Source organism: Pseudomonas sp. L13 (assembly GCF_009935965.1).
In the GTDB taxonomy this organism is placed as follows: domain Bacteria; phylum Pseudomonadota; class Gammaproteobacteria; order Pseudomonadales; family Pseudomonadaceae; genus Aquipseudomonas; species Aquipseudomonas lactis.
Map to the genome: position 1 here is coordinate 36,039 of NZ_QODJ01000019.1, position 26,640 is coordinate 62,678.

16 protein-coding genes are annotated in these 26,640 nt (G+C 60.9%); all 16 read right to left on the bottom strand.

Annotated elements, in window-relative coordinates:
• Positions 1–35 precede the first annotated feature (35 nt).
• The 16 genes from DK871_RS12025 to DK871_RS12100 all read right to left on the bottom strand — a co-directional run bounded on the left by DK871_RS12025 (position 36) and on the right by DK871_RS12100 (position 26,588).
• Positions 36–632, bottom strand: coding sequence for an imm11 family protein (locus DK871_RS12025; RefSeq protein WP_161905183.1), 597 nt, complete (start codon positions 630–632; stop codon positions 36–38).
• Between the two features lie 220 nt (positions 633–852).
• Entirely contained in the window at positions 853–1,209 is a 357-nt protein-coding gene (locus DK871_RS12030; RefSeq protein WP_003187492.1) for a hypothetical protein, read from the bottom strand.
• A complete protein-coding gene (locus DK871_RS12035) occupies positions 1,206–9,491 on the bottom strand; it encodes a DUF637 domain-containing protein (protein ID WP_161905184.1) in 8,286 nt (2,761 codons plus the stop codon). The genes DK871_RS12030 and DK871_RS12035 overlap by 4 nt, the downstream gene beginning before the upstream one ends.
• Positions 9,492–9,521: 30 nt before the next feature.
• Positions 9,522–11,243 carry a ShlB/FhaC/HecB family hemolysin secretion/activation protein gene (locus DK871_RS12040; RefSeq protein WP_161905185.1) on the bottom strand — a complete coding sequence of 574 codons (1,722 nt, stop codon included), beginning with the start codon at positions 11,241–11,243 and terminating at the stop codon, positions 9,522–9,524.
• Between the two features lie 492 nt (positions 11,244–11,735).
• Positions 11,736–12,212 (bottom strand): poly-beta-1,6-N-acetyl-D-glucosamine biosynthesis protein PgaD, encoded by a 477-nt coding sequence (gene pgaD, locus DK871_RS12045; RefSeq protein WP_161905186.1) that lies wholly within the window; start codon positions 12,210–12,212, stop codon positions 11,736–11,738.
• Between the two features lie 2 nt (positions 12,213–12,214).
• Positions 12,215–13,555: a poly-beta-1,6-N-acetyl-D-glucosamine synthase gene (gene pgaC / locus DK871_RS12050; RefSeq protein ID WP_014716391.1), complete on the bottom strand. Its 1,341-nt coding sequence runs from the start codon at positions 13,553–13,555 to the stop codon at positions 12,215–12,217.
• Positions 13,556–13,557: 2 nt separating this feature from the next.
• Entirely contained in the window at positions 13,558–15,555 is a 1,998-nt protein-coding gene (gene pgaB / locus DK871_RS12055; protein WP_161905187.1) for a poly-beta-1,6-N-acetyl-D-glucosamine N-deacetylase PgaB, read from the bottom strand.
• Positions 15,556–15,567: 12 nt separating this feature from the next.
• Entirely contained in the window at positions 15,568–18,048 is a 2,481-nt protein-coding gene (pgaA, locus tag DK871_RS12060; RefSeq protein WP_161905188.1) for a poly-beta-1,6 N-acetyl-D-glucosamine export porin PgaA, read from the bottom strand.
• Positions 18,049–18,386: 338 nt separating this feature from the next.
• Positions 18,387–19,883, bottom strand: a complete 1,497-nt coding sequence (locus DK871_RS12065) for a YdgA family protein (RefSeq protein WP_161905189.1) — start codon at positions 19,881–19,883, stop codon at positions 18,387–18,389.
• 252 nt (positions 19,884–20,135) lie between these two features.
• Positions 20,136–20,768: an NADH:ubiquinone oxidoreductase subunit N gene (locus DK871_RS12070; protein WP_161905190.1), complete on the bottom strand. Its 633-nt coding sequence runs from the start codon at positions 20,766–20,768 to the stop codon at positions 20,136–20,138.
• An 81-nt stretch (positions 20,769–20,849) separates the two neighbouring features.
• Positions 20,850–22,292, bottom strand: coding sequence for an efflux transporter outer membrane subunit (locus tag DK871_RS12075; protein WP_161905191.1), 1,443 nt, complete (start codon positions 22,290–22,292; stop codon positions 20,850–20,852).
• A complete protein-coding gene (locus DK871_RS12080) occupies positions 22,289–23,179 on the bottom strand; it encodes an HlyD family secretion protein (protein WP_032894228.1) in 891 nt (296 codons plus the stop codon). Before DK871_RS12080 ends, DK871_RS12075 begins: the two co-directional genes overlap by 4 nt.
• Complete coding sequence (locus tag DK871_RS12085; RefSeq protein WP_003187469.1) at positions 23,176–23,385, bottom strand: DUF1656 domain-containing protein; 210 nt, start codon at positions 23,383–23,385, stop codon at positions 23,176–23,178. Before DK871_RS12085 ends, DK871_RS12080 begins: the two co-directional genes overlap by 4 nt.
• Positions 23,382–25,460 (bottom strand): FUSC family protein, encoded by a 2,079-nt coding sequence (locus tag DK871_RS12090; protein WP_161905192.1) that lies wholly within the window; start codon positions 25,458–25,460, stop codon positions 23,382–23,384. The genes DK871_RS12085 and DK871_RS12090 overlap by 4 nt, the downstream gene beginning before the upstream one ends.
• Positions 25,457–25,876 carry a MarR family winged helix-turn-helix transcriptional regulator gene (locus DK871_RS12095; RefSeq protein WP_161905193.1) on the bottom strand — a complete coding sequence of 140 codons (420 nt, stop codon included), beginning with the start codon at positions 25,874–25,876 and terminating at the stop codon, positions 25,457–25,459. The genes DK871_RS12090 and DK871_RS12095 overlap by 4 nt, the downstream gene beginning before the upstream one ends.
• A 295-nt stretch (positions 25,877–26,171) precedes the next feature.
• The gene (locus tag DK871_RS12100) at positions 26,172–26,588 is read right to left on the bottom strand and encodes a hypothetical protein (RefSeq protein WP_161905194.1); all 417 of its coding nucleotides are present in this window, start codon (positions 26,586–26,588) and stop codon (positions 26,172–26,174) included.
• Positions 26,589–26,640: the final 52 nt, after the last annotated feature.

Here is a 26,640-nt window from a genome sequence, read left to right on the forward strand (position 1 = left end):
TAAGTAAATTCGCCGCCCCACAACTACCTGACTAACTAGGCAACGGTTTCTTGATCACCACTAACAGAATCAAACAGTACGCCGACAACACCAGCTGCCATAAGTCGCCGTTTCACTTCTTCACTTACTATGACCGCACCCAAATATTTTTTAAGTCTAAATATATGACTTGATCCGACCCTACCCGGGTCAACCACCAAATTGTAGAAAGCACGATAGATGCCGGCCATATCTGGCCTAACGGGATCATCTACCTCAAACTTTTTATAGCGAGAGCGCTTTTCATCCACGCAATCGATTTGCGTTTCTATAATCATCAAAAAATAGCTCTGGCAAACCACTTTATTATTTATATTAACCGGCTCAAAAACGACATATTGATAAGGTTCGTCTATCTCTGGCAAACCGGCGAGCGAATTTTTTGCCTTCTCGCTTAAAACAGGAACACTGGCGTATCCAGCGAGGGAATAGTCAACTTCTTTACCGTCGAATCTTACATCGAGAGTATATGTGCCTGACTCCATAAAATTAACTGGAGGATCACTGAAATGCCAGTTATCTACATGATGTACATCTCCGAGCATCCACCTATCGCAGACAGTTACATCTTGTCGCATTAAGTAATATCTCATTTCAGTCCTTCGCAAGCCATTTATTAACTTCACTACCTACGATTACTGCTTCTGACTTAATCCCTTCAAATGTTTTTGTCACGAATCCACGAAAAAAGGGGACTATCTAGTCCTGAAATAGGTTTACACCTGTTTCAGGACTAGACAGCCTTTAAACTCTAACCTAGATAAATCTACCCTCTTTTCTTGTCCCTTTTCTTCAGCCCCCCTTTTCTTCAACTTATTCATCATCCCAAAACTGCCCCGGCGGCGCATAGTTGCCATCTTCCAAGATGCTGCACCATCCAAAAAGCCTATAAAACATTTCAAGATCCAATATTTGGTAGATATCAATATCAACTTTTTTTAACGACACCCGACCGTGTGCATAGTGAGAGTATTGCCCACCTACCCCACCTATCGCTCTTTTTTCAAGTTCTGCACGATCCCACTCCAGAACGGTTCCTGCAGCTTCTGGCAAAGGGTCCAAAAATTCAATTTCAAACTCCGTTGCAATTTTGCAAATGCAAGGAATCAGCCTTTGCTCGAGCAGGCTGTGGGTTAACAAATTCTCGGGAAACTTAATGCTTAATTTCATTTCAGAGCATCCTTTGGAACAACAACATAACCTGAAAAATTCTTTTCAAAAGTAGTCGCGGGGCTAAAATACTGCTTACCATGAGGATCACGAATTGCTACGACAGAAATGCCATTTCTGGTCGTAATGCCGTCGACCACAACAAAATGGGAAAATCCGGTACCCGCTGCTTTATCCACCACTTGGACAATAACAGGCGTTCCATTTGCTGTGTATCTTGCCAAATCAGCAACGTTACGGCTTGCATAAACTGCCGTGTTGACGCCCTCAGACTTCATCAAATTCGCAACGTCCTGAGGGAAAATCCCGTCTTTTCCGGGTGGAAGCTTTTCGATCAGATTTCCTATGTCTACTTTATGTCCCATGGTATCCAAAACCATGCCACATGAGTTGTGACCACATGTAGGTACGGGCCCTTGATTCACAACTAAACGATCACCGCTTCGGGGTAGCGAATCACCAAGAAGTGGATTTTTAGGACCTGCTCCTGAAGGTAAGCTCTTTGCTAGCTCTTCTACCAAATCCGCAGACTCAGCAACCTTTCCTTCCAAATACAGCTTTTTAGCCTTACCTAAAACTTTTTGTGCCGCATCCCCAGCGCCCGGGATGAGTCCAATACTCGCCATGGCATAGTCAAACGGATCCTCAGCCTCATAGAAGCCCTTTGCATCGCCGTAAACCGGAATGAAGTCTGAACCAAATTCAGCGAGCTGCTCAGCCAGGCGCTTTGTCTGAGCAAGCGCAATCGGGCTATCTACTTGCTTAATGCTTCGAAGCTCCGCCTCAATGGAATACGCCGCAAGCTCTTTATTCTGCTCAACTTGCTTAGCCTGCTCTCTAGCCTCAGGGCCAAATCTCGCAACCACAAGGCTTCGAGCAGCCTCCGAAGCTTCTCGCCGTAAAGAACGACAGGTAGCACCTGCACCATTCGCACTGCAGGCTGTGGTTAGCGCCAAATCTCGACTTTTATCTAGAGCATCCAGAGCGTCAGCACGCCCACACGCAGCACTATCTCCTCCCTGGCATTTCTTCTTGGCAGCCCAGCGCTCTTGGTTTTCTTCATGGTTGAGGTAGTTGTACTGTGTCGAACTGCCCGCCACCCATGCTCCGGTCTGCAAACTCTCACCGTCAGCATCACTGTCCACCGACGCCGCAAGCACACCAATCAACTGCGAGCTCATCACCAGCAAGCTCTTTCTCTTATCCTCCGGCATGCTGGCGTACTGTTTGGCGAGGCTGTCTACCAGGGCTTCGTTCACACCTGCTGCCAACGCACCAGTACGGAAATCGCCGCCAGCGGCTTCAGCTGCCAGCCCGCCCATCAACGCATGCAGCCCAATCTTGGTGATACCGCCGTCGGCAAACCGATTCTTGGAGACATCACCAATCATGTTGAAGCCATAGGCAGCAAATGCATTGGCAAGGCTGCTTTGCAATGCATCCCCGAAGCTGGCTTCTCCTCCCAGCGCTTTAGTCAGGATGGCCGATGTGCCGTTTTGCAGAACCTGATTCGCAGTAAATTGACCAACACCTTGCCAGGTACTCAATGGGCTCGCAGATGTCACTGCGCCCGAGTTAGGCAGCGCAGTAGTAGTGCCTGTCTGCGTGCTGGTCCAATCGTCATAGAACCCTGCGGTCAGCCCCGCGGTAACACCCGAGACAACATAGCCCCGCATCGCATCGCTGGAGGTTACGTCCTTGACCACTGCGCCTAAATTGCCACGGTTATTGATCGTGCTGATAGCACCATTGCTGGCCATGCCGGCAAGCACAACGCTGCCCGCAGCATTGGCCCAGCCTGCGGCAGATGTGGCTGTGGCAGCAGCCGTCGCCCCAGCCATCGAGGTACCCGTCCCAGCGGCGGCGATTGCGCCGCTTGCTGCCCCCATCGTGAAGTAGGTAACAATGATCGCTATGACAATTTGCGCGCCGGCGCCCAGGCCGGAATTACTGTATTTGAAGCTGTCGTGCAGCTCTTTGACCTCGCGCCAGTCAACATCGCCACGCTGCTCCATTTGCTTGATCCAGGCGAGGCTTGGGTCCGCCTGGACCATCGCGTCGATGGTCTGGCTTACCGTATTCTGGTTAACCTGCCTTACATCAATCTTCAAGCCGTCCACGGCCTTGATTGCCAGCTCGCCCTGCGCCACCAACTCACTCTGACGCAACGTCTCGTCGGTATTCCCCTTGCCCTTGGCGCTGGTCCAAGCCAGGTCACCCTTGCTTTTCTCGTGGCTCTCCTGGTGCAGGTCCTTGACCGCCTCGAACGTCACCGCACCGCCACTGGTGATGGCTAGGTCGTTACCACTCTCAAGCTTGGCCCGCTGATACAACTGATCACCGCCACTGACCAGTGACAGATCACCACCAGTCTTGATCTCAGTCCCCACATTTGTAACGTGGGTCACCTCATCACGCTTGGTCTTCTTCGCGCCCCAGCCCCCCTTCTCCTTCATGTCGTAAAGGCTGTAAGTGCTGTTCTGCGCCGCCAGCAGGTTCAACTTATCCCCGCTATACAGATAAGCCTCATTCCCCGCACTGATCCTGCTCGCCACGATCGTGGTATCACGCCCGGCCTGGCTGACAAAATCCCCACCCGCCGTCAGTACGCTCGCCACTTGAGTGGTCTGGTCGTCCGAGGTCTTGATGCGTTTTTTGCCGTCCTTTTCCTTGCCCTCGACGTTGTGCATGTCGCTGACCGAGGCGACGTTGAGGTCGCGGCCGGCGGCGATGTTGAGGTCTTTGCCGGCGGTGGCATTGCTGCCGATGATGTTGACGTCTTGCCCGGCCTGCATGTTGAGGTTGCCGCCCGCCGTGACGCTGGCGGCGAGGTTTTTGACGTCGGTGGTGATGCTGGATTTCTCGCCGCCGTCGCGGGTCTCGTGTTTGACGCTGGTGTCGCTGGCGGCGATGAGGTTGAGGTCGCGGCCGGCGGTTAAGTTAGCGTCGTTGCCCGCTACCAGTGCGCCTCGGTTGGTGAGGTCGCGGCCGGCGTCGATGGCGAGGTTTTCGCGGGCGACGATGGTGCCGGCGCTGGTGTCGGTGAGGGTGCGCATGCCGGCGCCGTCACGTACCTGGATGGCGGTGGTTTCGTTGGTGATGTCGCCTTTGAGCGCCGTGAGGCTGACTTGTTTGCCGCGGATTTCGCCGGCCATGGCGTTGCGGATGCTGTCTTGGGCCAGCAGGTTAAGGTTGTTGCCGGCTTCGACCAGGCCGCCGGTGTAGATACTGCCGCTGCTGATGGCGGAGAGGTTGTTGCTGGCGCGCAGGGTGCCGACGTTGATCAGGTCGCCGCCGGTGACCAGGTTGAGGTCGCGGCCTTGGATGAGGCTGTTGCCGCGCACGTTGCGCGAGTCGGCCTGGGCCAGGTACAGCACCGGTACGAGCACGGTCTGGCCGTCGATGACGCGGTTTTCCATCCACACGATGTCGTGGGTCAGGGCGCCGACTTGCTGGTCGGTGAGGGCCACGCCCAGGCTCAGGCGCAGGGCGTCTTTGCTGGCGAGGCCGTTGTCCATCAGGTAGCGGAACTGGTCGGCGTCGCTGTACAGGCCGCCGGCGAGGAAGCGTTGGCCGGTTTGCGCGAGGACGGCGTCGCGGATCAGGCGGGTTTCGTACTGGCCGTCACCGAGGCGGCGCCAGGCGTTGTCGGCAGTGAAACCGAGTTTGCCGAGCATGTAGTCGGAGCTGAAGAAGCCCGACACCGAGGTGAACTCGGGGTTGGTCTCGATCAGGTAGTGGCTGGTAGGGTCGGCGTTCTTGACGAACAGGCCGTACTCGCCCTTGGGCAGTTGGAAGGTGGGCGAGGTGGTGGGGTCGACCGGGGCAAACGCGGTGCCGGTGTAGTCCACGGGCACGAAGCCGCCACCTGGGGCCACGCCTACCACGGGCAATACGCTGCCGGGCGCCTGGGCGCTTGGGTCGTTGGCGTGTTTGCTCAGGTTGATGTTGATGCCGCCGACGGGGATGCCGGTCTGGTCGTCGCCGAGGGTGCCGGTCAACTGGGCCAGGGTGTTGTTGTGCAGTGTGCCGTTTTGCAGGGTGCGGGCAACGTTGAGGTTGACCGTGCCGCCCGCTTGCAGGGTGGCGTCGTAGCCGGGGCCGCTGTTGTTGGTCCAGGTGGTGACGTCACTTGCGTAGGCGAACGGCAGGCTATTGGGTGAGCGGCTTTTGAGTTCTTCGAAGCGTGCCTTATCAAAATTCCCAGCCGCCGTGGCCGCATTGAACGCGGGCACGTCGACGTATTGCATGCGTTCAAACAAATCGTCGGAGACGTGACCTGGCGTGCCGATGACAAGCTTGCGCTGGCCCGTGCGCGTGGCAGCGCCCTGGTTGAGCAGGTCACCGGCGGTGATGCTCAAGTCGCCATTGGCGGCCATCAGGCTGTAGCGGTTCTGCACATTGTCGCCTTGCAGCAACATGTTTTTGCCAGCCACCAGGCGCGCCGCTACCGAGTCCTTGGTCGCCGCCTCAAGGTACGTCTCGTAGATGGTGATCTCGCCACGCTCCCAGTTGTCGCTCTCGCCGCAGTGCTGGCCACAGATCCAACTCAAGCTACCGGTGGTCAGCGTTTGCCCGAGTTCGAATGCGTCTTTGGCGTTTTCGATAAAGCCCGCATTGATGCCGATGGAGCCTTCGCTTTCCACGGTGCCGGAGCGGTTGCTGAACAGCACGGCACGCCCGCCATCGCGGGCGGCGAAGCTCAGGTTGCCTTTGCTGTAGACATCGCCATAGCTGTTGCTGAAGCCATTACTGCGCAAGGTCATGTCGCCGCCGCTGAACAGCAGCGTGTCGGCGGCATTGGTGATGCCGTTGACTGCGGTGAGGTTCACTGCACCCTGGGCACCGAGGGTGCCGCGGTTGTTGATTTGCGCGGCGGCGATATCCAGTTGCTGGCGGGCGGTGAGGAAACCAAGGTTGTCCAGGGTGCCGCCCAGGGTCAGGCGCGCATTGGTTGCGGCCAGGCGGCCGCCGTTCTGGTTGAGGTTGTTGGCGGCGACGGTGAGTGTTTGCAGGGCCGAGACGCGGCCGCTGTTGGTGATATCGCCGGTGGTGATGCTGATGTCGCCGTCGCTGAGCAGTTCGCCGCCGTTGTCCAGGCTGGCCACGTTGAGGATCAAGCCCTTGGCGCTGGCCATGCGGTCGCCGGCCTTGAGGGCCAGCCCTTGGTCGCTCTTGTAGGTGAGCACATCGTTGAGTTGCACGCGGCCCAGGCCGTCGACCTTGCCGAATGCCCAGTCGGCGCTGCCCATGCCCTGGATATTGCCCTGGCTGCCGGCGAGGCTTGCGGTGTTGAGGTGGAACAGGCCGGTGCCGGCGTGTTGCAGCATGCCGTTCTGGTTGTTGAGGCTGGCGGCGTCAAGGCTGAAGGCCTGGCTGGCGAATTCGAGAGTGCCGTTCTGGTTGTTCAGCGCGCCGCTGAGGTTGAGCTTGCTGCTGGCGCCGCCCAGGGCACGCAGTTGGCCGTTGGCGCTGTTGTCCAGGTTGCCGCCGGTGAGGGTCAGGCCCTGGTTGGCTTCGATCAGGCCGCCCTGGTTGGTGAGCGTGTCGCGTGAGGTCAGGTTGAGCTGGTTGCCGCTGATCTGGCCGCCCGCGCTGTTGTCGAGGCTGGCGCCGCTGACGGTCACTTGTTCTTTGCCGAACAGTTTGCCGCCACGGTTGGCCAGGGCTTCTACGGTCAGTTGCAGGTTGCCGACCAGGCTGGCCATCAGGCCGCCGCTGGCGTTGTCGACGCTGTTGGCGGTGACGCTCAGGCTGTCGCCCTGCACGGTGCCGCCCTGGTTATCCAGGCGGGTGGTGTTCAGTTCAGTGAGGGCGCCGCCGCTGAGGATCAGGCCCTTGCGGTTGCTCACATCCTGGCCGCTGTAGCTCAGGCCTTCGGCGCCGGCCAGCAGTTGGCCGTTGTCGTTGTTCAGGTGCTGGGCGGCGATGTCCAGGCGCTTGCCGCGCAGGGTGCCGCCGCCGTTGTTGAGGGTGGTGAGCTGCTTGACCAACACGCTGCGTTCGCCCGCGTCGATCTGGCCGCCGACGTTGGTGAGCAGGTCGCTGACCTTGAGCACCACGTCGCCGCCATCGCTGACCAGCGCGCCTTTGTTGCTGTTGGTGAAGGTTTGCGCGGTGACGTCGACGGTCTGGCCCAGCAGGATGCCGGCGCTGTTGTCCAAGCGCTCGCCTTGCAGTTGCAGCAGGCCCTCGCTCTGGATGCGGCCCTGGGCGTTGAGCAACTGGCCCGGGCCTTTGAGCAACAGGCTTACGCCCTGGGCGCCACCGACCAGCAGGCCGGCGTTGCGGTTGTCGAGGCCCGAGGCACGCACGTCGAGGTGGTCGCCCAACACGCGCCCGGCGCGGTTGTCGATGTCGCCGCCGGCCACGTCGAGCAGCAGTTGCTTGCCGACGATCGTGCCGCCCTGGTTATCCAGGTTGGCGGCGTGCAGTTCGATATCGCCCTGCCCGGCCTGCAAACGGCCCTGGGCGTTGTTGAGCTGTTGCGCAGCGGTGAGGGTGAGCTTGCCGGTGTCGGCGCTCAGTACGCCGCCTGCGTTGCTGCTGAGGGTGCCGGCCGTGACGTTCAGATCGGTGTTGGCCTGGGCGAAACCCTGATTGTTATTGAAGGTGTTGGACACGGCGAGGTTGAGCGCGCCACCGTCAGCCTGGATCAAGCCCTTGAGGCTGTTGTCGAGGTTGCTGGCAGTGACGGTGGCGGTCTTGGCCACCAGCACGCCGTTCTGGTTGTTCAGGTTGCCGGCGTTGACGGTCAGCTCGTTAGCGATGACTTGCCCGCCGCTGTTGTTCAGGTCGGCGCTGGTGAGCACCAGGCTACCACCGGCCATTTCGATACGGCCCTGGCGGTTGTCCAGCGAGGCGCTGTTGAGCGTGGCGGCCTGGCCTTCGCCGAAGCGGATCAGCCCGCCAAGGTTAACGATGGCCGGCGAGTTGATCGCCAGGCTCTGCTCACCGAACAGGCGCGCAGTGGCGCCCTGGTTAGTGAGTTTGGCGCTGCTGACCTCGACGGTCTTGGCCTGGATGATCGCGCCCTGGTTGGTCAGCGCTTGCGCGGCGGTAATCGCCAGTGCGCGGCTGGCCAACAGGTTGCCGCTGGTGGTGACGGTTTGCGCGTTCACCACCAGATCGCCGGTGGTGTTGCGGCTATTGTCGGCGGCGACACCGGCTTCGATGATGCCGGGGTTGTTCACGCTGGCCGCGTTGATCTCGATGCGCTGGCCGGCGGCGATGCTCTTGCGGTTGACCAAGGCCTGGGCGCTGGTGACTTGCACGTTGCCGTTGGCGTAGACCTTGTCGGTGAGGTCGACGTTTTGCGCGGTGACCTTGACGTTACCGGTGGCCGCCGCCTGCGCCATGCTCAGGCGCCCGTTGGCGTCGAGCTGAATATCGCCACCACTGGCCGCCAGGGTGCCGTCGAGCTTCACGCCCACACCGGCCTCGGTGCCCACCAGTTTGATTGCGCCGGCATACATGCCACCCAGGGCCGAGGAGTCGATTGCCAGCTCGGGCTTGGCGCTGCCGTCGTCGGCACGGGCGGTGGTTTTCAGGCTTTGCGCGTCGACGTCGTTACGGCCGGCGATCACGTTGAGTTCGCGGGCGTTGATCTGTGCGTTGATCTTGGCCGAGCGGGTGATGATGTCGAAGCGTTCGACGTTACTGGCGTTCAAACCTTCGCCGTCGATGGTCACGGCGCCGCCATCCACTTCATAACGCTGCAACTGGCCGCTGGCGTCGAGTACCGGTTTGCCGGTGGTGAGGGTGACGTTGGGGGTGTTGATAAAGCCGCAACCGCTGCACGTCACGCCGTACGGGTTGGCGACGATGACCTTGGCCGACTGCCCCGCCACTTCGGTATAGCCGCGCAACTGGCTGGGGCTGCCGCCGTTGACTTCGTTGAGGATGACGTTCGCCGCGCCGCCCTTGAGGTTGGGGTTGCCGACAATGATCCCGCCCAGTTGGGTGTTGACCATGGCGCCGTTGCCATTGTTGAGGATCACGCCGTTAGGGCCGACGTTGTAGTCCTTGAACTGGTTATGGGACAAGCCCGCGCCATTGGGGGTGGCGATGTTTACCACCGGCACGCCATTGCCCGCCGCGCCCACGGTGGTGCCCGGCGCACTGACCACGATGCCCTCGGCCTGGGCCAGCAGCGGCTGCCAGAACAGTGCGTTGGCAAGGATCAACGCCAGCCCGCGCTTGGGCAGGCCGAAGAACGCGTCCCGGCGCTTCAGGGCGGCAGAGGGTTGGCGGGCCAGGAAGGCGAATTGGCGAACATCCATTGTCAGGCTCTCATGCAGCGGGGCGTTGAATTACAGGAAGAAATCCATGCGGAAATAAATCGGCGCTTCGCGCTCGGTCACCACACCGGGTCTTTCTAAAGAATGGGCAAAGGTCACGCTGGTGCTGACGTGTTTGCCACGGGCGAACAGCTCCAGGGAGTTGCTGGACACCCGGCCATGAACGTTATCGTTGTAGCGGTCGTTGCGGATCACGCCCTGGTCGTAGCCGACGCTGGCGCCGTATTCGAAGAAGGCTGGGCGCATCCAGTCGAGGGTCACCGGGCGCGCCCAGCGCACTTCGTTGCGCCAGTAGCCGCCGCTGTCGCCGGTCAGCAACTGGTCCTTGAAGCCACGCACCGAGGCCGAGCCGCCGAGGCTCATGCGCTGCGGCGAAAACAGCGGGTCTTCGCTGCGTTGGCCGGTGGCCAAACTGCTGAAACTGAACGACTCGCCCCACAGGCTGAACGGTTGCAGGTAGCTGACGGTGGCGGTGTATTTGCGGTAGCGCGAGTTCGGCTGGCGACGGCCTGCTGGGTCACGCTCGTCTTGGGCCTGGGCGTCGAGCAGGCCGATGCCGCTTTGCATGCCCAGGTCCAGGTTGACGAAGGCACTGCCGATGCGCCGACCGTGGTTGACGCCCAGTTGCAGTTCGCTGAGGCGGTTGCTGCTGGGCGCGGTGCGCACGTCGAGGATGTAGTTGTTGGTGCGCAGGTGCGCCAGGCCGACGTTGACCGAGGTCTTGCTGACGTCGTCACGGTGGACCACCCGCTCGGCGCGCAGTTGGTGGTTCTGGTTGTCGCCGTCCTGCTTGTATTTGAAGCCGTCGGTGACGCCGTAGGTGCGGTAGTCACTTTCGCTGTAGGTGTAGCTGAAGTTCCACCAGCCCCAGGGCACGTTGTAGTAGAGCATGGTGTTTTTCGAGGTTTTCTGGTGGTCGCTGATGGCGTCGTGGCCGCCGCGCAGCATCAGTTGGTCGCCCAGGCCGAGTGGGCTGTCCCACTCCAGGCCCGCGCCCCATTGCTGTTCGCCGGTGCTTTTCTGCCCGTCGTTGTTGCGCGAGAGGCTGGCGCGCCAGGGCTTTTGCGCGGTGTTCTTGACCACCACGTCGCTGCCGCCCACTTGCTGGCCGGGGGTGAGCTCCATCTGCGCCTGTTTGGACGGCAGGCGGTTGAGCTGGTCCACCAGTTGCTCGATTTCGCGCAGGTTCAGCGCTTCACCGACCTTGCCAGGAAAGGCCATGGCCAGTTCGCGCTCGGTCACCGTGCTGCCTTCGGCGCTGCGCAGGGCTTCGAGCTTGCCTTCCACCACCAACACCTGCAGATGGCCGGTGGAGAGGTCTTGCTGCGGCAGGTAGGCACGGCTGGTGACGCGGCCTTTGCCAAGGTAGTAGTCGGTGATGGTTTTGAGCAGGTCGTTTAGCTGGGACACGCCTAGGCATTGGCCAATGTAGGGCTTGAGCAAACGCTCGCGGTCGGGCGCCGGCAGGCTGTCGGCGCCTTTGAGTTCGATGGTTTTGATCGGGAAGCAACGGGTGCCAGCCGGGGTGGCCGGGGCTTGGGGCTTGTCCGCTTTGCCGGGCAGGTCCTGGAGTTCCTGCAGGCGCCGCTGTTGCTCTTCAAGCAAACGGTTCTGCCGGTCGCGGATCAAGTCCTGATCGCCAGGCGTGGGGGCGGCGGATGCACTGTTCAGGCCCATGCAGCTGAGCAGGAAGGTGCAGAGCAGTAACCGGGTCCATGGCAATAACGAAGACATGTTCGATCCATCGAAAATCAAGGGCCGCGAAACTAACATCGAACTTCCAGCTCGCCTAGAAACGAGCGAAGTGGGGCCGTTCGACTGATTAGATTTCTAACCTGTTGATTACTAATAATAATTTTTCATCAAAAGAGTTTAAGTCGGGCACTTACGGTGATTATTCCGACAAGCGGCAACTGTTTTGATGGCGATTCGACGAATGACTTTCTGACTGCCATTACTTAGCCATCAGGTGTTCGTCGAGTTAGGTTAGTACCGGAGAAGGGGGAAAAGTTCGCGGGGGTTTTGTGAATTGGATCCCATTTATCGGAATTCCAACAAGAGGAGTGAACCACTGCAAGCGATGGGTGGAAATACTACCTGTGGGAGCGGGCTTGCCCGCGAAGGCGGTGTGTCAGTCACTGCAACTCTTACTGCACTACCGCTTTCGCAGGCAAGCCAGCTCCCACATTGGATCTTCATTGCTTTGGGCATTGCGTTCGCTTAGGTCTAGCCAATGCCCTTGTCTTTGTCGGGCACCAGGGTCAGGCCAGGGCGTTCGACGTCGCGGGAGACGTGGGATTTCACTTCTTCGACGCCGCCTTCTTCGTCGTTGTGGATGACCAGCACGCCGGGGCGGCGCAGTTGTTCGAGGTCGCCATCGCCCAAGTTGAAACTTTCACTCAGGTGCTGGTCGCTCAGTGCATTGGCCTCGGCGCGGCGCTGGGCGAATTTGCGCCCGCGATGCTGCTGATAGCGCGCCCAACTGATCAGGATCACCGCGTTGAACAGCGCGATCCACAGGTAAACCTGCAAGGTGTTGAGCGCGGCAAAGATCGGCGCCTCGATGCGGGGGCCGCCATGGGTTTCAAGCATGGCGCTGATGCCTCGCGCCAGCAGCCAAACCAGCCCACCCCAGGCCAGCAGGGTCAGCAGCACATCGACGATCCACATCAGTGTGTTTTGGCGAGTTCTGACCAGTTTCATAGTCACGCCTCCTCTTGTGCAGGTTTGATACCGCGGTCCGGGCTGACCCAGCGGGCGCGTTTCTGATGCTGGTTGAACAACACCTTGGGAAAGCTGACCAGGGTGGTGAGCAGGCTGACCAGCCAGAACACCATCGGGTACCACACGGTCCAGAACAGGGTTTTCCACAGGTCTTTTTCGTAGCGCCGGTCGATCAGGATGCTCACCGCAAACTGCAGCAGGCACACCATCGCCAGCACCAGGCCGGTGAACGCGGGCGGCACCAACGAGCTCACGGTGATCGCCGCCGGCAGCGTGACGAATTTACCCACGGCCCAGAAGATCACCGACAGCAGGAAGGTGAAGGCCCAACCGGTGGACAGGCAGTATTCGAACAGCAGCGGCCACAGGTAGCGGTGGCGCCATTGCCAGATGCCACGGATGTTCTTGAACAGCACTTCGGCGCCGCCCTGGGCCCAACGCAGGCGTTGCTTCCACAGGCCGCCGACGGTTTCGGGCATGAGGATCCAGCACAGCGCGCGCGGCTCGTAGAAGATCGCCCAGTGATCGAGTTGCAGCTTCCAACTGACATCGATGTCCTCGGTGATCATGTCGGTGCTCCAGTAGTCGATGCGGTCCAGGGCTTTCTTGCGAAACGCCACCACCACACCGGAGACCGTGAAGATCCGGCCAAACACCCGCTGGGTACGCTTGATCAAACCGATGATCGAGGAGAACTCGCCCACCTGCACCCGGCCGATCAGGGTCGAGCGGGTACGAATGCGCGGGTTGCCGGTGACGGCACCCAGGCGCGGGTTGTCGAGCATCGGCGCAACCATATAGGCCGCCGCGTTTTTATCCAGCAAGGCATCGCCGTCGATGCACACCAGGTATTCGCTGCGGGCGGCCACGGCGCCCATGCGCAGGGCCACGGCCTTGCCCTGGTTCTGCGCCAGGTGCAGCACGCGCAGGCGCGGGTGTTGCAACGCCAGGGCGTCGAGTACCGCGGCAGTGTTGTCGCTGGAGCCATCGTTGACCGCGATCACTTCGATGTTCGGGTACACCTGGCCGAGGGCCGCATCAATGGTGTCGGCGACGTTATCGCCCTCGTTGTAGCAAGGGATGATGATCGAGATCAGCGGCTCGCCGGCCAGGGTCGGCGCCGGCGTGTCTTCTTCCCAGGGCCAGTGGCGTTCCCAGTGCAGCCAGAAGTACAGGCCACCGGCGATCCACAGCGCCGACATGAACAACGGATAGAAGAACACGAAGTCCATCAGGAACTGCCCGGTCACCAGGAAGATCAGGCCCAGGGGCAAGCCCAGTACCAGTGCCAACACGAATAGAGCCAGGATTCTGTCAACCATGATCAAGGGTTCCATTGGTTGGAGAGGGCCGGACGGATGGTCTTCAAGTCCGGGGAGTTTTCCAGGAAGTTGTCCGGGTAGTAGCCGAAACTGGTGACGCCCTGGCGTTTGAGTACACCCATCCACTCTGCCAATTGCTCAGCGCTGATATCCGGTGCGGCCTGGGTGCGCCAGTCTTTGGCTTGCAATTCGAAGATGGTTTTTTCCATTGCGCCAGGGCGCGTCTTGACCGTGGCGATGAGTTTTTCCAGCCAGGCGTTGGAGGTTTTCGCTTCCTGGCCTTCCATCAACGGCATGGCCATCGGCGCGGTCCAGTCGTAGGCCTGGAGGAAGTCATCGAGGTTCTGCGCGAACCAGGTTTCGCTGCCAGGGTTGAGCATGGGCTCGGCGAAGATATTGCGCGCCGTCAGCACCTGCGGGCCACGGATGGCGCGGACCTTGGCCGTGAGCTCATGGGTGAAGTCGATCAAGTAGCGGCTTTTGAAGCGGGTCCAGCGCTGCATCACGGCCGGGTCGGCCCGCAGGGCGGCGATGTTGTTCGGCAAACCTTGGGCCGCATAGGCCTTGAGCGCGGCGGGGCTGGCGTCTTCGAAGTCATTGAACACCGCATCGTCGTGGTAAAGGATGCCGTCAATCGGCCCTACCCGCGCCAGGTCTTGGTAGATTTCACCGATGATCTGCCGCACCTTGGGATCAAATGGCGACAGGCGTTTGTATTGATCCGGGTCGGGGCCGACCTGGCCGGTTTTCGGGTCCCAGCGGGTGACACGCGGCAGCTTGGGGTCCAGGGCAAAACTCAGCACCGGCATCCAGGCATACACACTGGCATGGGCACGGGTGTGCAATTGCCAGGCGACCCGGTTGAACAGGTCGGCACGCATCGGCAGGTGGCGGTTGGGGAAGTACAGCGAATGCACCAGGCCGTCACCCTTGGGGTCGGCAAAGGCTTGCAGGAAGACGGTGCCGGCGCCCATGTCCACCACGCGCTGAACCAGCACGTCGAGGTTGCGCGCCTGTTGGGCCGGGTCGGGGTCGTACACGTTGTCCAGGTCTACATGCAACACGCGCATCGGCGCCTTGGCCTGCACAGCCACCATGCTGTTGGCAAAATGCTCGCCGTCCGGGTCGGAGGCCACTAGAAAGCGCGGGCTGTTCATCAGGTTGCCGAGGTCGTCGAGCCCGTCCTCCAGGGTCAACGCCATTTCATAGCCGTGCTCGCCGACCACCGCCAACGAGGTGCCATCGGCTGCCCCGTACGGCCATACCCATACACGCGGCGCCTTGCCGGTGACGGTCCGGATTTTGTTCGAAATCGCGGCGACGTCAGCCCGCATACGCGCCTGGAACTGCGCTTCGCTTTCGTAACCGTTGGTCTTGGGGTCAAAGCTTCGCGTGGTGGCGGCCGGTTCCAGGTTGCCCTGGGGGTTGGCCAGGATGCCCTTGTGATTGGCGTCGGTGTGGGCGGCGATTTCCACCAGGCCGGACTGGGACACTTCGCGAATCTGCTGCCACGTCAGGAATTCTCCGCGTGGCCGTGGTGTACCAGCAAAGTCCACCGGTTGGTTCAACGGCGTGTCGATCCAGGAGCCCACCGGGGCCAACAGAGCTGGCCAGTGATAAGCACGCAGAATCGGCATCACGCGGGTATAGAAGCTGGAATAACCGTCATCGAAGCTGAGCATCACCGCCTTGGGCGGCAATGCCGGGCCGCCGCGCCGGGCCGCAAGAATCTGATCGACGCTGACCGCCTGGTAGCCATTCTCCCGCAGCCACGCCAGTTGCTCGATCAAACGCTCTGTGCGCACCGCCACCACGGCTTGATCGGGGTCGCGGTCTTCCACGTCGTGATAGGCAATGCCCAAAAAGTGATTCTTCGGCCACGGCGCTTCGTTGGGCGCTATCGGCCGTTCGGCGGGTGGGGTGTAGGGCGCGGGTTGTTGGGCGCAGGCGGCGGCCAGCATTACACCCAGGACCAACAAGCAACGGCTGAGGACGGTCATGGTCAGGCTCTTTTAGAAACGGTAAGTGAGGTCGACGAGCAGGCGCAGATCGCGTTCGCGATCACCGTCATAAGGTCGGCTGATCAGGCTGAGGTTGGCGCCCATTTCCAGTACGTCATTCCAGCGATAGCGTTGGCCGTAGCCAATCAGGCCAATACCGCCGGTGGAGTAGTCACGCTGGCTGTAGGTACCCGCGCCGATTTGGAACTGCTGACTCCACTGGGTTTCGTAGCGGTGATAGAGCACGTGATTGACGTTGATCATGGGCAACACCGTGAAATCCGACTTCGGGTTGAAGTACACGGTGTCTTCCTTGCTGTTGCGGCTGGCGCCCACTTCCAGGCCCAGGTCCACTTGCACATGGGGCGAGCTGTAGAGGCCCTCGCGGCCGGTGAGCAAGGCTTCGAAGCGGTCGTTGCCGTCGCTGAAATGGGACGGGCTGAGGGTCAGTTTCCACTCGCGGCTTTCGTTGGCGCGCCAGCGGATAAAACCGCTGCCGCCGTTGGCTGTGACACCGTCATTCAGGGCCCGCAACGGCGTGGTGCTGAGCAAATAGCCAAGGCTGCCGCCGTATTGCCAGTGGTCGTTGATGTCGCGGGCAATCGACACGCTGGCGCCTTGCTTGGAGCCGTCGCCATAGGAATGGTTGGACACTTCGGCTTCGATGGTCATGTCACGGGTGCGACGCTCCACGCCCACGCGCTGCCAGCGATGTTGGCCAGTGCCTTCCTCGAAGTCGGCGGTGGCATAGCCGGCGCCGGCGAACAGGCGCCAGTCTTCGTCGATGGGCGGCGTGTAGATCACGCTTTCGATGCCCCAGTCTCGGCTGCCGGAGACGACGCCGGCGTCGTTGTTATTGCCGCCACCGTAGCTTTTGCCGGTGTAGGCCTCGACACGCAGCTCGGCCATGTCGTGCACATCGCGCAGGCGGCTCAGGCGCTGCACCTGACGGTTGTCCGGGTTGCGGGCGAGCACGTCGTCGGTGAGCGTGTCCATCTGCCGCCACTCTTGCAAGTCCATGGCGGTATAGGCTTGGGAGACTTCCAGGCCGATGTCGCGGGGGGCCTGGGTTTCGGTTTCCTTGAGCGTGCCTTCGGCGCGGCGCGGCCAGTCGCGGGCACGGTACATGTCGGCCTGAGCCAGGCGCAGACCCACGTTGCCGGGTGCTTTGGCCACCAGGGCTTCCAGGCTGGCTTCGCTGCCGGGCAGGTCACCACCATAGGTGCCGGCCTGGGCGGATAATTGTTGGGCGTCCATCCAGTTGTCATTGGGGTTGCCAATGGGCAAGCCCTTGAGTTCGACGCGGGGGTTTTGCTCCTTGGCCAGGTTGTTGGCGACCTGGCGAGCCTCGTCGACCTTGTCGCTTTCCAACAAGGCGTAGAACAGCGCCGTGCTGTCATCGACCCGATAGCTGGCGTCGGTGTCGGGGGCGGTGAGTACCTGGCGATACAACGGCTCGGCCTTTTCCGGCTGGCGTTGTTCCAGGTAAGAGCCGGCGACCCAACGCAACGCGTAGGTGGGCAGTTGCACGCCTTCGCTGGTGAGGGTTTGGTAATCGCGGATCACCTCGGCATGCCGTGCTCGCGCCTTGAGCGCGCCCAGGCGGTCGATGCGCCAGCGGATGACGTCGTCCTTGGCTGTGGCGTCGGGGGCCCAGCGGCTGATCAGTTTGTCGTAGTCCTGCAGGGCACGGTCAGCGATGACGTAGCGTTCCTTTTCGCTGCGCGTGGCGAACTCGGCCATACGCACACGCTCGGCGGCAAGGTCGCCTTCGAGGCGGCGCTGGGTGACGGCGTCCACCAACCCCGGGCGCTGGGCTGAGAGGCGCAGTGCCGGCTCCGGCAGGCGGGCCTTTTGCAGGGCGACGATGTATTCGCGGGCCACTTCGGGCTTGTCACCGGCGCGGATAAAGGCTTGGTCGAATTCGAACAGTGCGTCGTAGTTCAAACCGGCGCGTGTCAGCGCATACCCCAGGGCCATGCGGCGGTTGGGGTCATTGGGTTGGGCGGCCACCAGCGTGCGCAGGCGTTGCACCGCTTCGTTGGCTTTGCCGCCATCGGCTTGGGTGAGGGCCTGGCCCAGTTGCAGGTCGACGTTATTGGGTTCACGCAGCAGCGCCTGGCGATAGACCGCTTCGGCCTGAGCCCACTGCTTTTGATTGCGATAAGTGCGCGCCACCGTGGCGAGTGCCTGGGTGGTGAGGTTGCGATGTTTGCCTTGCGCCTCGTACACCTTGAGCACTTCGGCGTCTTGCCCGGCCCAGCCGGCGATCACCAGGTGGTCGCTGACCTGGCCTGGGGTCTGGCGTTCGGCGGAGAGTTGGCGCAGTTGGGTCAGCGCCGGCGTGAAGTGGCCGTTGCGGGCCTGGATGATCAGGGCGTCGTAGGCTGGGTCGGCAAACGCAAGGCCTGGGACCAGCAATTGGCTGCACAGGGCGGCCCCGATAAGCAGACGCAACCGGCCGGAGGCACTGTAGGGGTGGTTTCGCAGCATATCGTGAGCTTCCTTACACACGGAAAGCCTTAACGATAGGTGATCCTGAGCGAAACGCATCAGGGTGTCGGCGTCTCGTGACCCGACCTAGCTTTCCTGGATGCACTATCACCGAGCGCGGTTCAGAAAAGCTCAAATCAAAACATTTATTCAGAATTGTGCGAGCGCGGTGTTTTGCCCCTCACACAAAACAAATGTGGGAGCAAGATTTGGGTGGGAGCCGGGCTTGCCCGCGATGCAGGCACCTCGGTTATTCAGCCAGACCGAGGTGATGCTATCGCAGGCAAGCCAGCTCCCACACAAGCCCGCTCCCACATTTTTTTTACTGCATTTCAGGTTTATTGGGCGCTGCTGACCGCACCGGCTTTGGACATCACAAAGCTGAGGAACTGCTCAACGGTCATCTTCTGGCCGTTGAAGGTCACTTCGTTGTTGGCGTAGTGCAGTTTGGAAACCACATCGGTGCCCACCAGGGTCGCCATTTGGGTGCCAACCGCCATGCTGCTGACCATCTCGGCCGCCATCTGCGATTGCTGTTCGATGGCTTTCGGGTCGGTCACGCCGCCCACCTGGGCTTGCAGGGCCGCCACGTCGCTGATCATCGGCTTGGACAGGGTGAGGTTGGCATCCAGCAGCGAGACCATTTGCTTGCCCAGTTCAACCGGTGGCAGTTCCATGGACGTTGGCTTGGTCAGGTCCACCACCAGGTTGAACTTGCTTTCGCCACGGGTGGTTTTGAGCGACAGGTTTTCGACGGCCAGTTGCGGCTTGGCGGCCAGCACCTGGTTGACGTTGGCTTCGGCCATGGCCTGCTCGGCTTCGGTCATTTGCAGCTCCGGCACCGGTTGACCGGCAGCGGCGGCGGCTTGCACCGGTTGCATCTTGTCTTGGTAGAGCTTGGTCAGCACCAGCATCGCCGGAATGTCGACGTTCTTCATGCTCACGGCCATGGCGGCCGAACCTACCGCTTTACCCTGGTAGCCGATCTCGTCGATCTTGTAGTCGACGCGGCCAGCCAGGTTGTTGTCTTTGGTTTCGCTGGAGTCTTTCTGCTCGAAACCCTTGAGGGTCAGCACGGCTTTCTGCGGGCCGAAGGTGACCTTGGTGTCGGTCAGCTCCACGGTGTTCTGGCCGGTGTAGAAACCGAAGGTGGTTTTTTCCAGGTTGCTGGCCACGGTCAGGCCGGCCAGTTCTGCTTCGAACGGTGCGCCTTCGGCGTCCACTGCGGCAACCTTGAGGCTGTTCATGAAGCCTTCGGCCTTGACCTTCTGGCCTTCGGCACTGCTGTCGAAGTTGAGGTTGGCGCCGGAGAAGCTCACCGAGGAGGTGGCCTCTTTGAATTCCAGGGGCAGCAGTTCGATGTTGCCGCTGACCGAACGGCTATAGCCGATATTCGCCACGCCTTTGAGCGGCGACACGTCTTTGCTGGCGGCAAACCATTTTTCGGTGGTGGGGTTCTTTTCCAGTTCGTAGTGACTGGTGGCCATGACCGGCAACCACTTGAGGGTCACCAGGCGCGAGAACGGCAGCGGGCCGTGTTCGATATGGTCGACGAACAGCAATTCAGGGTTCGGGTTGTCTTCGCCGAACACGCTGCCTTGGCCCTTGAGGCGATAGTGCGCGGTGCTGCTGAACACGCCACGGTCCAGGGACACCAGCTCCAGGGTCACGCTGCCATCGACGCCGGCCATGGAGGTCTGCAGTTCTTTATTGGCGCTCTGGATAGCGGTTTGCAGGACCGGCTCCAGTTGTTTACCGGTGTACCAGGCACCGCCCGCACTGACGGCGCCGACGGCGACAACAAAACCCAAGAAAACAACGGCTGGCTTATTCATGAAGTGACCTGATCAAATCCTGTGAGAAGTGGGCTGTCTTCCTTGAACCCTATAGGGGTCCCTGTAGGAGCGAGCTTGCTCGCGAAGACCGCATAGGCACCGCGCTCATTCAGAATGCACGCGTTATCAATGGCGTCTTTCGCGAGCAAGCTCGCTCCTACAGTCGTGGCCCGAGAGGCCAAAGGCTGGGGAAGATTAGCACTGGCGGGCGTAAACGGCCCAGCCTTTCAGAGGGATCAGTTCAGCAGGAGTTCAGGAGTACTCTTGTTCGACTTCATCCAGTTGGTGATCAAAACTCTTCAAGCGCGCGGTCCAGGTGTACACCAACACCTCGAATTCGCGGTGTATCACGGCATTGCCGGGGGTGTCGGCCTTGGGGTCGCAAAAATCCAGCTGGTAGCGCTCGCGGGCCATTTGCGTGGCCACGTCGGACAATTCCCGCGCGTTATCCAGCCAATGCCTACCGTCGGCAACCTGTCGGTCCAGCAGCACGCATTGTTTTTTCAGGACTTCGAGGCTTTTTTCCAGCGGCGTGCCGGTGAGGTCGCCCATGACTTCCTGGAACGTGCGCCCCGGCTGCCAGTAGCTGCCCCAGAAATAGCGGTCGAATACGGTTTCGACGCGGCGCAGGGCAACCTTGGTGTCCCAGATCGCCACGCGGGTCTTGCCCTGTTCGAGGAGTTTTTTCTTCACCCGCAGGTTTTGATACGACGCCCAGGCCACCACGCCGATGGACAAGGTGCCGATCACCAGGCAGGCGCTGTCGAGGAACACCATGGCCTTGTCGAGTTGATGGGCGAGCATGACGCCATAAAAATACGCGGCCGATAACAACACCAGTGCAAAGAGCACGCACCAGAAAGCGGGAGCATAAGGGTTTTTCATTCTTGGAATCCCCATGAGCAAACGCGAGCTTTGTCGGGCGAGGCGTCAGCGGGCCTCACCCAAGAAAGCATAGCAATCACCTCACGGTTTGCCGGGTTTTTGCCCTTGCGTTCGTCCGCTTTCCCAACCGCCGCCCAGGGCCAGGAACAGGTCGATCTGGCTCATCGCAACCTGGGTGTTGGCGGCCGCCAATTGCGCACGCATATCGGTGTAGGTGCGCGTGGCTTGCAGATCGGCCAGGAAGGATTCGCGGCCGGCCTGGAAGAAGCGGTGGGTCTGGCCTGCCGCTTCTCGCGCCGACTGTTCGGCGTCGGCTAGGGCGTCGCGGCGTTGCAACACGGCGGTGTATTGGGCCAGGCCGGTCTGGGTTTCGCGGATGGCATTGAGCACCACGCCGTCGAAGTGGGCCAGGGCGCCCTGGGTCGCAGCTTCGGCTTCATGCACACGGGCGCGGGCGCCGTTGGTCGGCACGGTCCAGCTGATCATCGGGCCAAAGCCCCAGCGGTTGGTGGCCGGTGTACCGAGGTTTTCCAGCAGGCCCACGGTGCCTACCGTGGCGCCGATGCTGATATCCGGATACAGCGCGCCGGTGGCCACGCCGATACGTGCGGTCGCGGCAGCCAGTTGCCGTTCGGCCTGGCGCACGTCCGGGCGGCGCTTGAGCAGCGTGGCGCCGTCGCCCACCGGCAGCAATTGGGCGATATGTGGCAGCTCGGCGCAGGTGCCGGTGCCCGCGGGCAGTTGGTCGACCGGTTTGGCCAGCAACATCGACAGCCGGAACAACGCCGCCTGACGCGAGGCTTCATAGCGCGGTATGTCGGCGCGCAAGGATTTGTATTGGGTTTGCGAGCGAGTCACCTGGGTCTCATCGCCACGCCCGGCATCGCGCAGGCGCTGGGTCAGTTTGGTGCTCTGGGCTTGCAGGTCGAGGGACTCGTTGGCAATCGCCAGTTCTTCGTTGGCCGCGCACACCTGGGTATAGGAGCGCACCACATCGGCCACCAGGGTAATACGGGCGATATCCGCCGCGGCTTGGGTGGCATCGGCGCTGGCCTTGGCGCTTTCGATGCCGCGCTGCAAGGTGCCGAACAGGTCGAATTGATAGGACGTGGTAATCCCGACGCTACCGATATTGCCTACCGGGACTTTGTCCGGCAGCAAGAAGGCCTCGCCAGACTCCTGCAAGCGCTGGGCCTCGGCCTTGACGCCGGCACTCCAGCCGCCAGCGGATTCAGCCTGCTGCACCTGGTAACGCGAGCGCTGCAGGTTGGCGGCGGCCACGCGCAGGTCGGTGTTGGAGGCCATGGCCTGGCGCACCAGCTCGTCCAGGCGCGGGTCTTTGTACAGCCTCCACCAATCGGCCGGCACCGGTGCCGAGACGACGTGGCTGCCCTCGCCCATGATCGGCCCTTGCAGGTCGCCACGGTTGACCGCAGCCTGTTCCGGCAATTTGTAATCGGGCCCCACCACTTGGCAGGCCGACAGTAACAACCCCAGGGAAGCGGTTGCCAGAAGCCGCTTCATGGTTTGTCCCCGTCTTTGACCTTGTCGTCGATGATCGACACCGTCGCGGTGCGCCCGGCGATCATGCGAAAGTCCGCCGGCACGTCATCAAAGGCAATCCGCACCGGGATCCGCTGGGCCAGACGCACCCAACTGAACGCCGGGTTGACGTTGGGCAACAGGTTGGAGCCGCTGCTGCGGTCGCGGTCTTCGATACCGGCGACGATGCTCTGCACGTGGCCATGCAGGCGCGCATTGTCGCCGATCACACGGATGTCCACGCCCATGCCGACGTGGATACCGTCGAGCTTGGTCTCTTCGAAGTAACCGTCGATATGGAACGAGTTGCTGTCCACCACCGACAGCACCGGGCGCCCGGCGGTGACGAATTCCTGGGTACGCGGTGCGCGGTCGTTGACGTAGCCGTCCACGGGGCTGCGGATCACCGAGCGGTCGAGGTTGAGTTGGGCGGAGTCCACCGTTACTTGCGCTTCGGCCAGGGCCGATTGGGCGCGGGCGACGCGGGACTGGCTTTCTTCCAGTTGTTCGCTGGGCACCAGGTTGCCCAGGCCACGGTTACGCTTGTACTCGCGCTGGGCCTGGGCCAGGGTTTCCTGGCGGTCGGCCACGGCGGCCTGGGCTTGGCGCAGGGCCAGCTTGAAGCGGTCCTGGTCAACGGCGAAGAGCACCTGGCCCTTGGTCACCAACTGGTTGTCGCGCACGTCCACGCGCTGGATCAGCCCGGACACGTCCGGGGCGATCTGCACGATGTCGGCACGGATGTGGCCGTCACGGGTCCAGGGCGCAAACATGTAGTACATGACCATGCGCCACACCACGACGACCGCGAAACTCACGACCAACAACGTCAGGACGACACGGCCGATAGTCAAAAAAGGTTTTTTCATGTCATCAAATATCGACTGAGTGAGTCCACCGCGCCCAGCAACAGCGCGTAGAGCCCCACATTGAACAATGCCCGGTGCCAGACCAGGCGATAGAAGTGCATGCGCGTCAACAGCCCGTGCACCACCAGAAACAACACATAAGTAATGCCCATCAGCACCAGCAGCGTAGGCAGGAACACCCCGCTGATATCCAGGTCACCGATCATAAAGGCGCTCCATCAGGTAACGGCGCTTGCATCTCTGTACCGCCAATGAACTCCACGCCGGGCAACAGCGCCAGGCGCAGGCCGGCCAAGGCGTGCAGCAGATGCAGGCGCGTGTCGTCTTCGTCTTGCAGGCCCTGGCCGTTGAGGGCGCGGCGCGTGCGGTCCAGGGTCATCAGCAGACCGCTGGGCGCAGGCAAGCGTTCACCCGCCTTGAGGCACGCCTTGAAGTAACCGCCCACACCCTCCACCACCTGGTTGAGCAACACCCGTGGCACACCGAGGATGCGTGGCGAGTAGGCCAGCAGGTCGAGCAGGTTTAGTGCAACACGCAGGTCGCGCAGGGCGATGCCGGTGTCCTGGCCGGTGAGAGCCAGGCGCGGCAGGTGCTGCATCAGGCGGTCGAGCATTTGTGCGGCCATGTGCCGATGCTCGGCCAGGGTGGCGGGCTCGGTGAGGCTGACGATATCGCGCCAACTGAAACGGGTGAGGCGCTTGGCCGCCAGTTCAGCGCCGAATGGCCGGGCGATCAGCGTCCACACGAACGCGAACAGCAGACCCACGGGCCCGGCCAGGTTGACGTTGGCGAAGTTAAGAAAGTCCGCGTCATAGGCGCCCTGGATGCTGATGAAGGACGAGGTGTTCACCAGCGTCAGCAACATGCCCAAGTAGAAGCGTGGCTGCACGGTGAGGGTGCCGATGCAGATAAACGGCACGGCGAAGGCCAGCACCAGCATGGGGAAGTCATGCAGGTTGGGCAGCACTAGAAACAGATACAGGCTGGCGAACAGCACCGACATGGCGGTCCAGAAAAAGAACCGGTAGATCTGCGGCGCCGGGTCGTCCATCGAGGCGAAGAAGCTGCACGCCACGGCGGCGAGGATGACGGCGCTGCCGCCGTCGGTCCAGCCCAGCAGAATCCACAGCACCGAGGCGACGATGATTGCGGTGACGGTGGAGAACGCCGAGTAGAACATCAGCCCACGGTCGAGGAACGGCGTGAGCCGGCCCAGGCGCCAGTGGCGGTAGACGGCGCGCCAGGTGTCCTGGCTTTCACACTGGATGGCGGCTTGCAGGCTGCGGCAGTCTTGCCACAGGTCGACCCATTCGCCCAAGCGGTACAGGGCGTTGGAGAACAGCAAGGTGTGACGGTCATCCAGCGCTTCGCCTCGGGGTTGGGCGGCGTCGATCTTGTCGCGCAGCACGCGCCAGCGTTCCAGTGGCGCAGCTTCGGTGGTGCTTTGCAGCCAGGCGTTGGCCTCTTCCAGCAGCGGCGTGAGCTGATCAAGAAACTCCGGCGCACGGTGCTCAATGGCATACACCGCATCATCCAATGCGTCGATCACCGGCAGCAGGTGAATCATGCGCCCGCGCAGTTCCTTGGTGTTGCGCACGGTCTGCGGGCGCGCGCCTTCGTGGGGCAGTTGGCCGATCATCAATTCGAGGGTGTTGAAGGTAGCGACCATGCCCCCGCGCAGGTTGCTGACTTCTTCGGGGTCGACCTTGCGGCTGAGAAAGCGCTGGCTGTAGACCTGAGCGTCGCTGAACCACTTGGCCACCGAGCCATCGAACACCGGCATCAGGCGCCGTGGCCAGAACATCGCGCCCACCACTGCCGCGACCGCAATGCCGAGGAAGATTTCTTCGGTACGCGCCTCGGCCACATCCCAGACGGCCAAGGGGTTATCCACTACTGGCAGGGCGATCAGCGGCAAGGTATAGCCGGCCAGCATCAATGCGTAATTATTGGCCGTACGCAGGTGCATCGAGAGGAACAGCAAGGTGCCCGTCCATAACGCGATCACCACCACCAACAGGTAAGGCGACTGCACGAACATCGGCACAAACAGCACCGCCGCAGCTGCGCCCATAAAGGTGCCAATGGCGCGGTACAAAGCCTTGGAGCTGGTGGGCCCGACAAACGGGCTGGAGACGATATACACCGTGGCCATCGCCCAGTACGGACGTGGCATTTGCATCAACATGGCGATGTACAACGCAATCATCGACGCGGCGAAGGTACGCACCCCGTAGAACCAGTCGCGGGCAGGCGGGAAGCCGGTAAAAAATCCGTTCAAGGCGACACAGCCTCAGCCGCTTCGAAGGCGCGCAATACACGCAGTGCGGCTTGCAGATCGTCGGCGGCGATATCCGCCAACACGTCCTTGCGCAGACGCACCAGTTGCGCCTCCACCGCCTGCACCAACTCACGGCCACGCTCGGTAAGGCTCAGGGCCTTGGCGCGTCGGTCGTGGATGTCTTCGGTGCGGCAGACGTAACCGTCACCGCACAGCCGGTCGAGCAGGCGCACCAGTGATGGGCTTTCCATACCGGAAGCCTGGGCGACTTTGACTTGATGCACTCCGTCGCCCAAGCGACCGATCATCAACAACGGCACGGCGCAGGCTTCGGAGATGCCATAGCTGACCAGCGTGGTCTGGCAGATTTTGCGCCAATTACGGGCGCCCACCACCATGCTGCTGCTGAGGCTCATCTGGAGTTGTTCGAGGGATTGAGGCACTGGATAGTTCGCATACAGTTAGTTTGCTAACTATCAATATGGTGGAGGAAGGGTTTGCCGTCAAGTTTTGAAACAATTTCGCAGATGAGTGGTGGGATGTGGCTTGAGTAAAGGGGATTTGAGGGTGGGCACCAGCAAATCGCGATATTCGCCATACGACAAACAAAATGTGGGAGCTGGCTTGCCTGCGAAAGCGGTGGTTCAGTTGAATATTCAGTGACTGACACGCCGCCTTCGCGGGCAAGCCCGCTCCCACATTAGGTCAGCGTCAGCATTTTTTGCTCCATCGCCAAACGCTCCAGACTTTTAAAATCTCCGACGCACCGATCAATCCAGCCATTGCCAGTACGTTGTACTGCGGCAAAACTCGAGCGCCAATCAACAGGAGCGAAACGGAGGGGATAACGAGCACCAGTCGTAAGGGGGTTTGAAAAAAGACAAGCCACACGACTGATTTTTTCTGAAGAAAAAACATGGCGCAGGATGCAAAAATTGAGGCCTGTAAAACCAACGCCCCCACAAACATAACTATTTGCACCTCACCGTGCGTTCGCAAAACATTTGAAGCGCTTATCACATCACTTAGATACGGAATTCTATTGTTTAAAAAACTATTGGACGCATACCAAATGAGATAAATCGCATCCATCGCTCCCCAAAACAGCCAAATTCTGCGATGGCTCATTTTGCACCCTCCTTTTTTTCATACGCCTCATCTGGCGTGACTGGATGACCTC

Bases quoted from the DNA above. Each gene is read 5' to 3' on its own strand.
- DK871_RS12025 (WP_161905183.1), bottom strand. From the start codon at position 632: ATGAGATATTACTTAATGCGACAAGATGTAACTGTCTGCGATAGGTGG.
- DK871_RS12065 (WP_161905189.1), bottom strand. From the start codon at position 19,883: ATGAATAAGCCAGCCGTTGTTTTCTTGGGTTTTGTTGTCGCCGTCGGC.
- DK871_RS12040 (WP_161905185.1), bottom strand. From the start codon at position 11,243: ATGTCTTCGTTATTGCCATGGACCCGGTTACTGCTCTGCACCTTCCTG.
- pgaD (WP_161905186.1), bottom strand. From the start codon at position 12,212: ATGAAACTGGTCAGAACTCGCCAAAACACACTGATGTGGATCGTCGAT.
- pgaA (WP_161905188.1), bottom strand. From the start codon at position 18,048: ATGCTGCGAAACCACCCCTACAGTGCCTCCGGCCGGTTGCGTCTGCTT.
- DK871_RS12095 (WP_161905193.1), bottom strand. From the start codon at position 25,876: ATGAGCCTCAGCAGCAGCATGGTGGTGGGCGCCCGTAATTGGCGCAAA.
- pgaC (WP_014716391.1), bottom strand. From the start codon at position 13,555: ATGGTTGACAGAATCCTGGCTCTATTCGTGTTGGCACTGGTACTGGGC.
- DK871_RS12030 (WP_003187492.1), bottom strand. From the start codon at position 1,209: ATGAAATTAAGCATTAAGTTTCCCGAGAATTTGTTAACCCACAGCCTG.
- DK871_RS12070 (WP_161905190.1), bottom strand. From the start codon at position 20,768: ATGAAAAACCCTTATGCTCCCGCTTTCTGGTGCGTGCTCTTTGCACTG.
- pgaB (WP_161905187.1), bottom strand. From the start codon at position 15,555: ATGACCGTCCTCAGCCGTTGCTTGTTGGTCCTGGGTGTAATGCTGGCC.
- DK871_RS12100 (WP_161905194.1), bottom strand. From the start codon at position 26,588: ATGAGCCATCGCAGAATTTGGCTGTTTTGGGGAGCGATGGATGCGATT.
- DK871_RS12035 (WP_161905184.1), bottom strand. From the start codon at position 9,491: ATGGATGTTCGCCAATTCGCCTTCCTGGCCCGCCAACCCTCTGCCGCC.
- DK871_RS12080 (WP_032894228.1), bottom strand. From the start codon at position 23,179: ATGAAAAAACCTTTTTTGACTATCGGCCGTGTCGTCCTGACGTTGTTG.
- DK871_RS12085 (WP_003187469.1), bottom strand. From the start codon at position 23,385: ATGATCGGTGACCTGGATATCAGCGGGGTGTTCCTGCCTACGCTGCTG.
- DK871_RS12075 (WP_161905191.1), bottom strand. From the start codon at position 22,292: ATGAAGCGGCTTCTGGCAACCGCTTCCCTGGGGTTGTTACTGTCGGCC.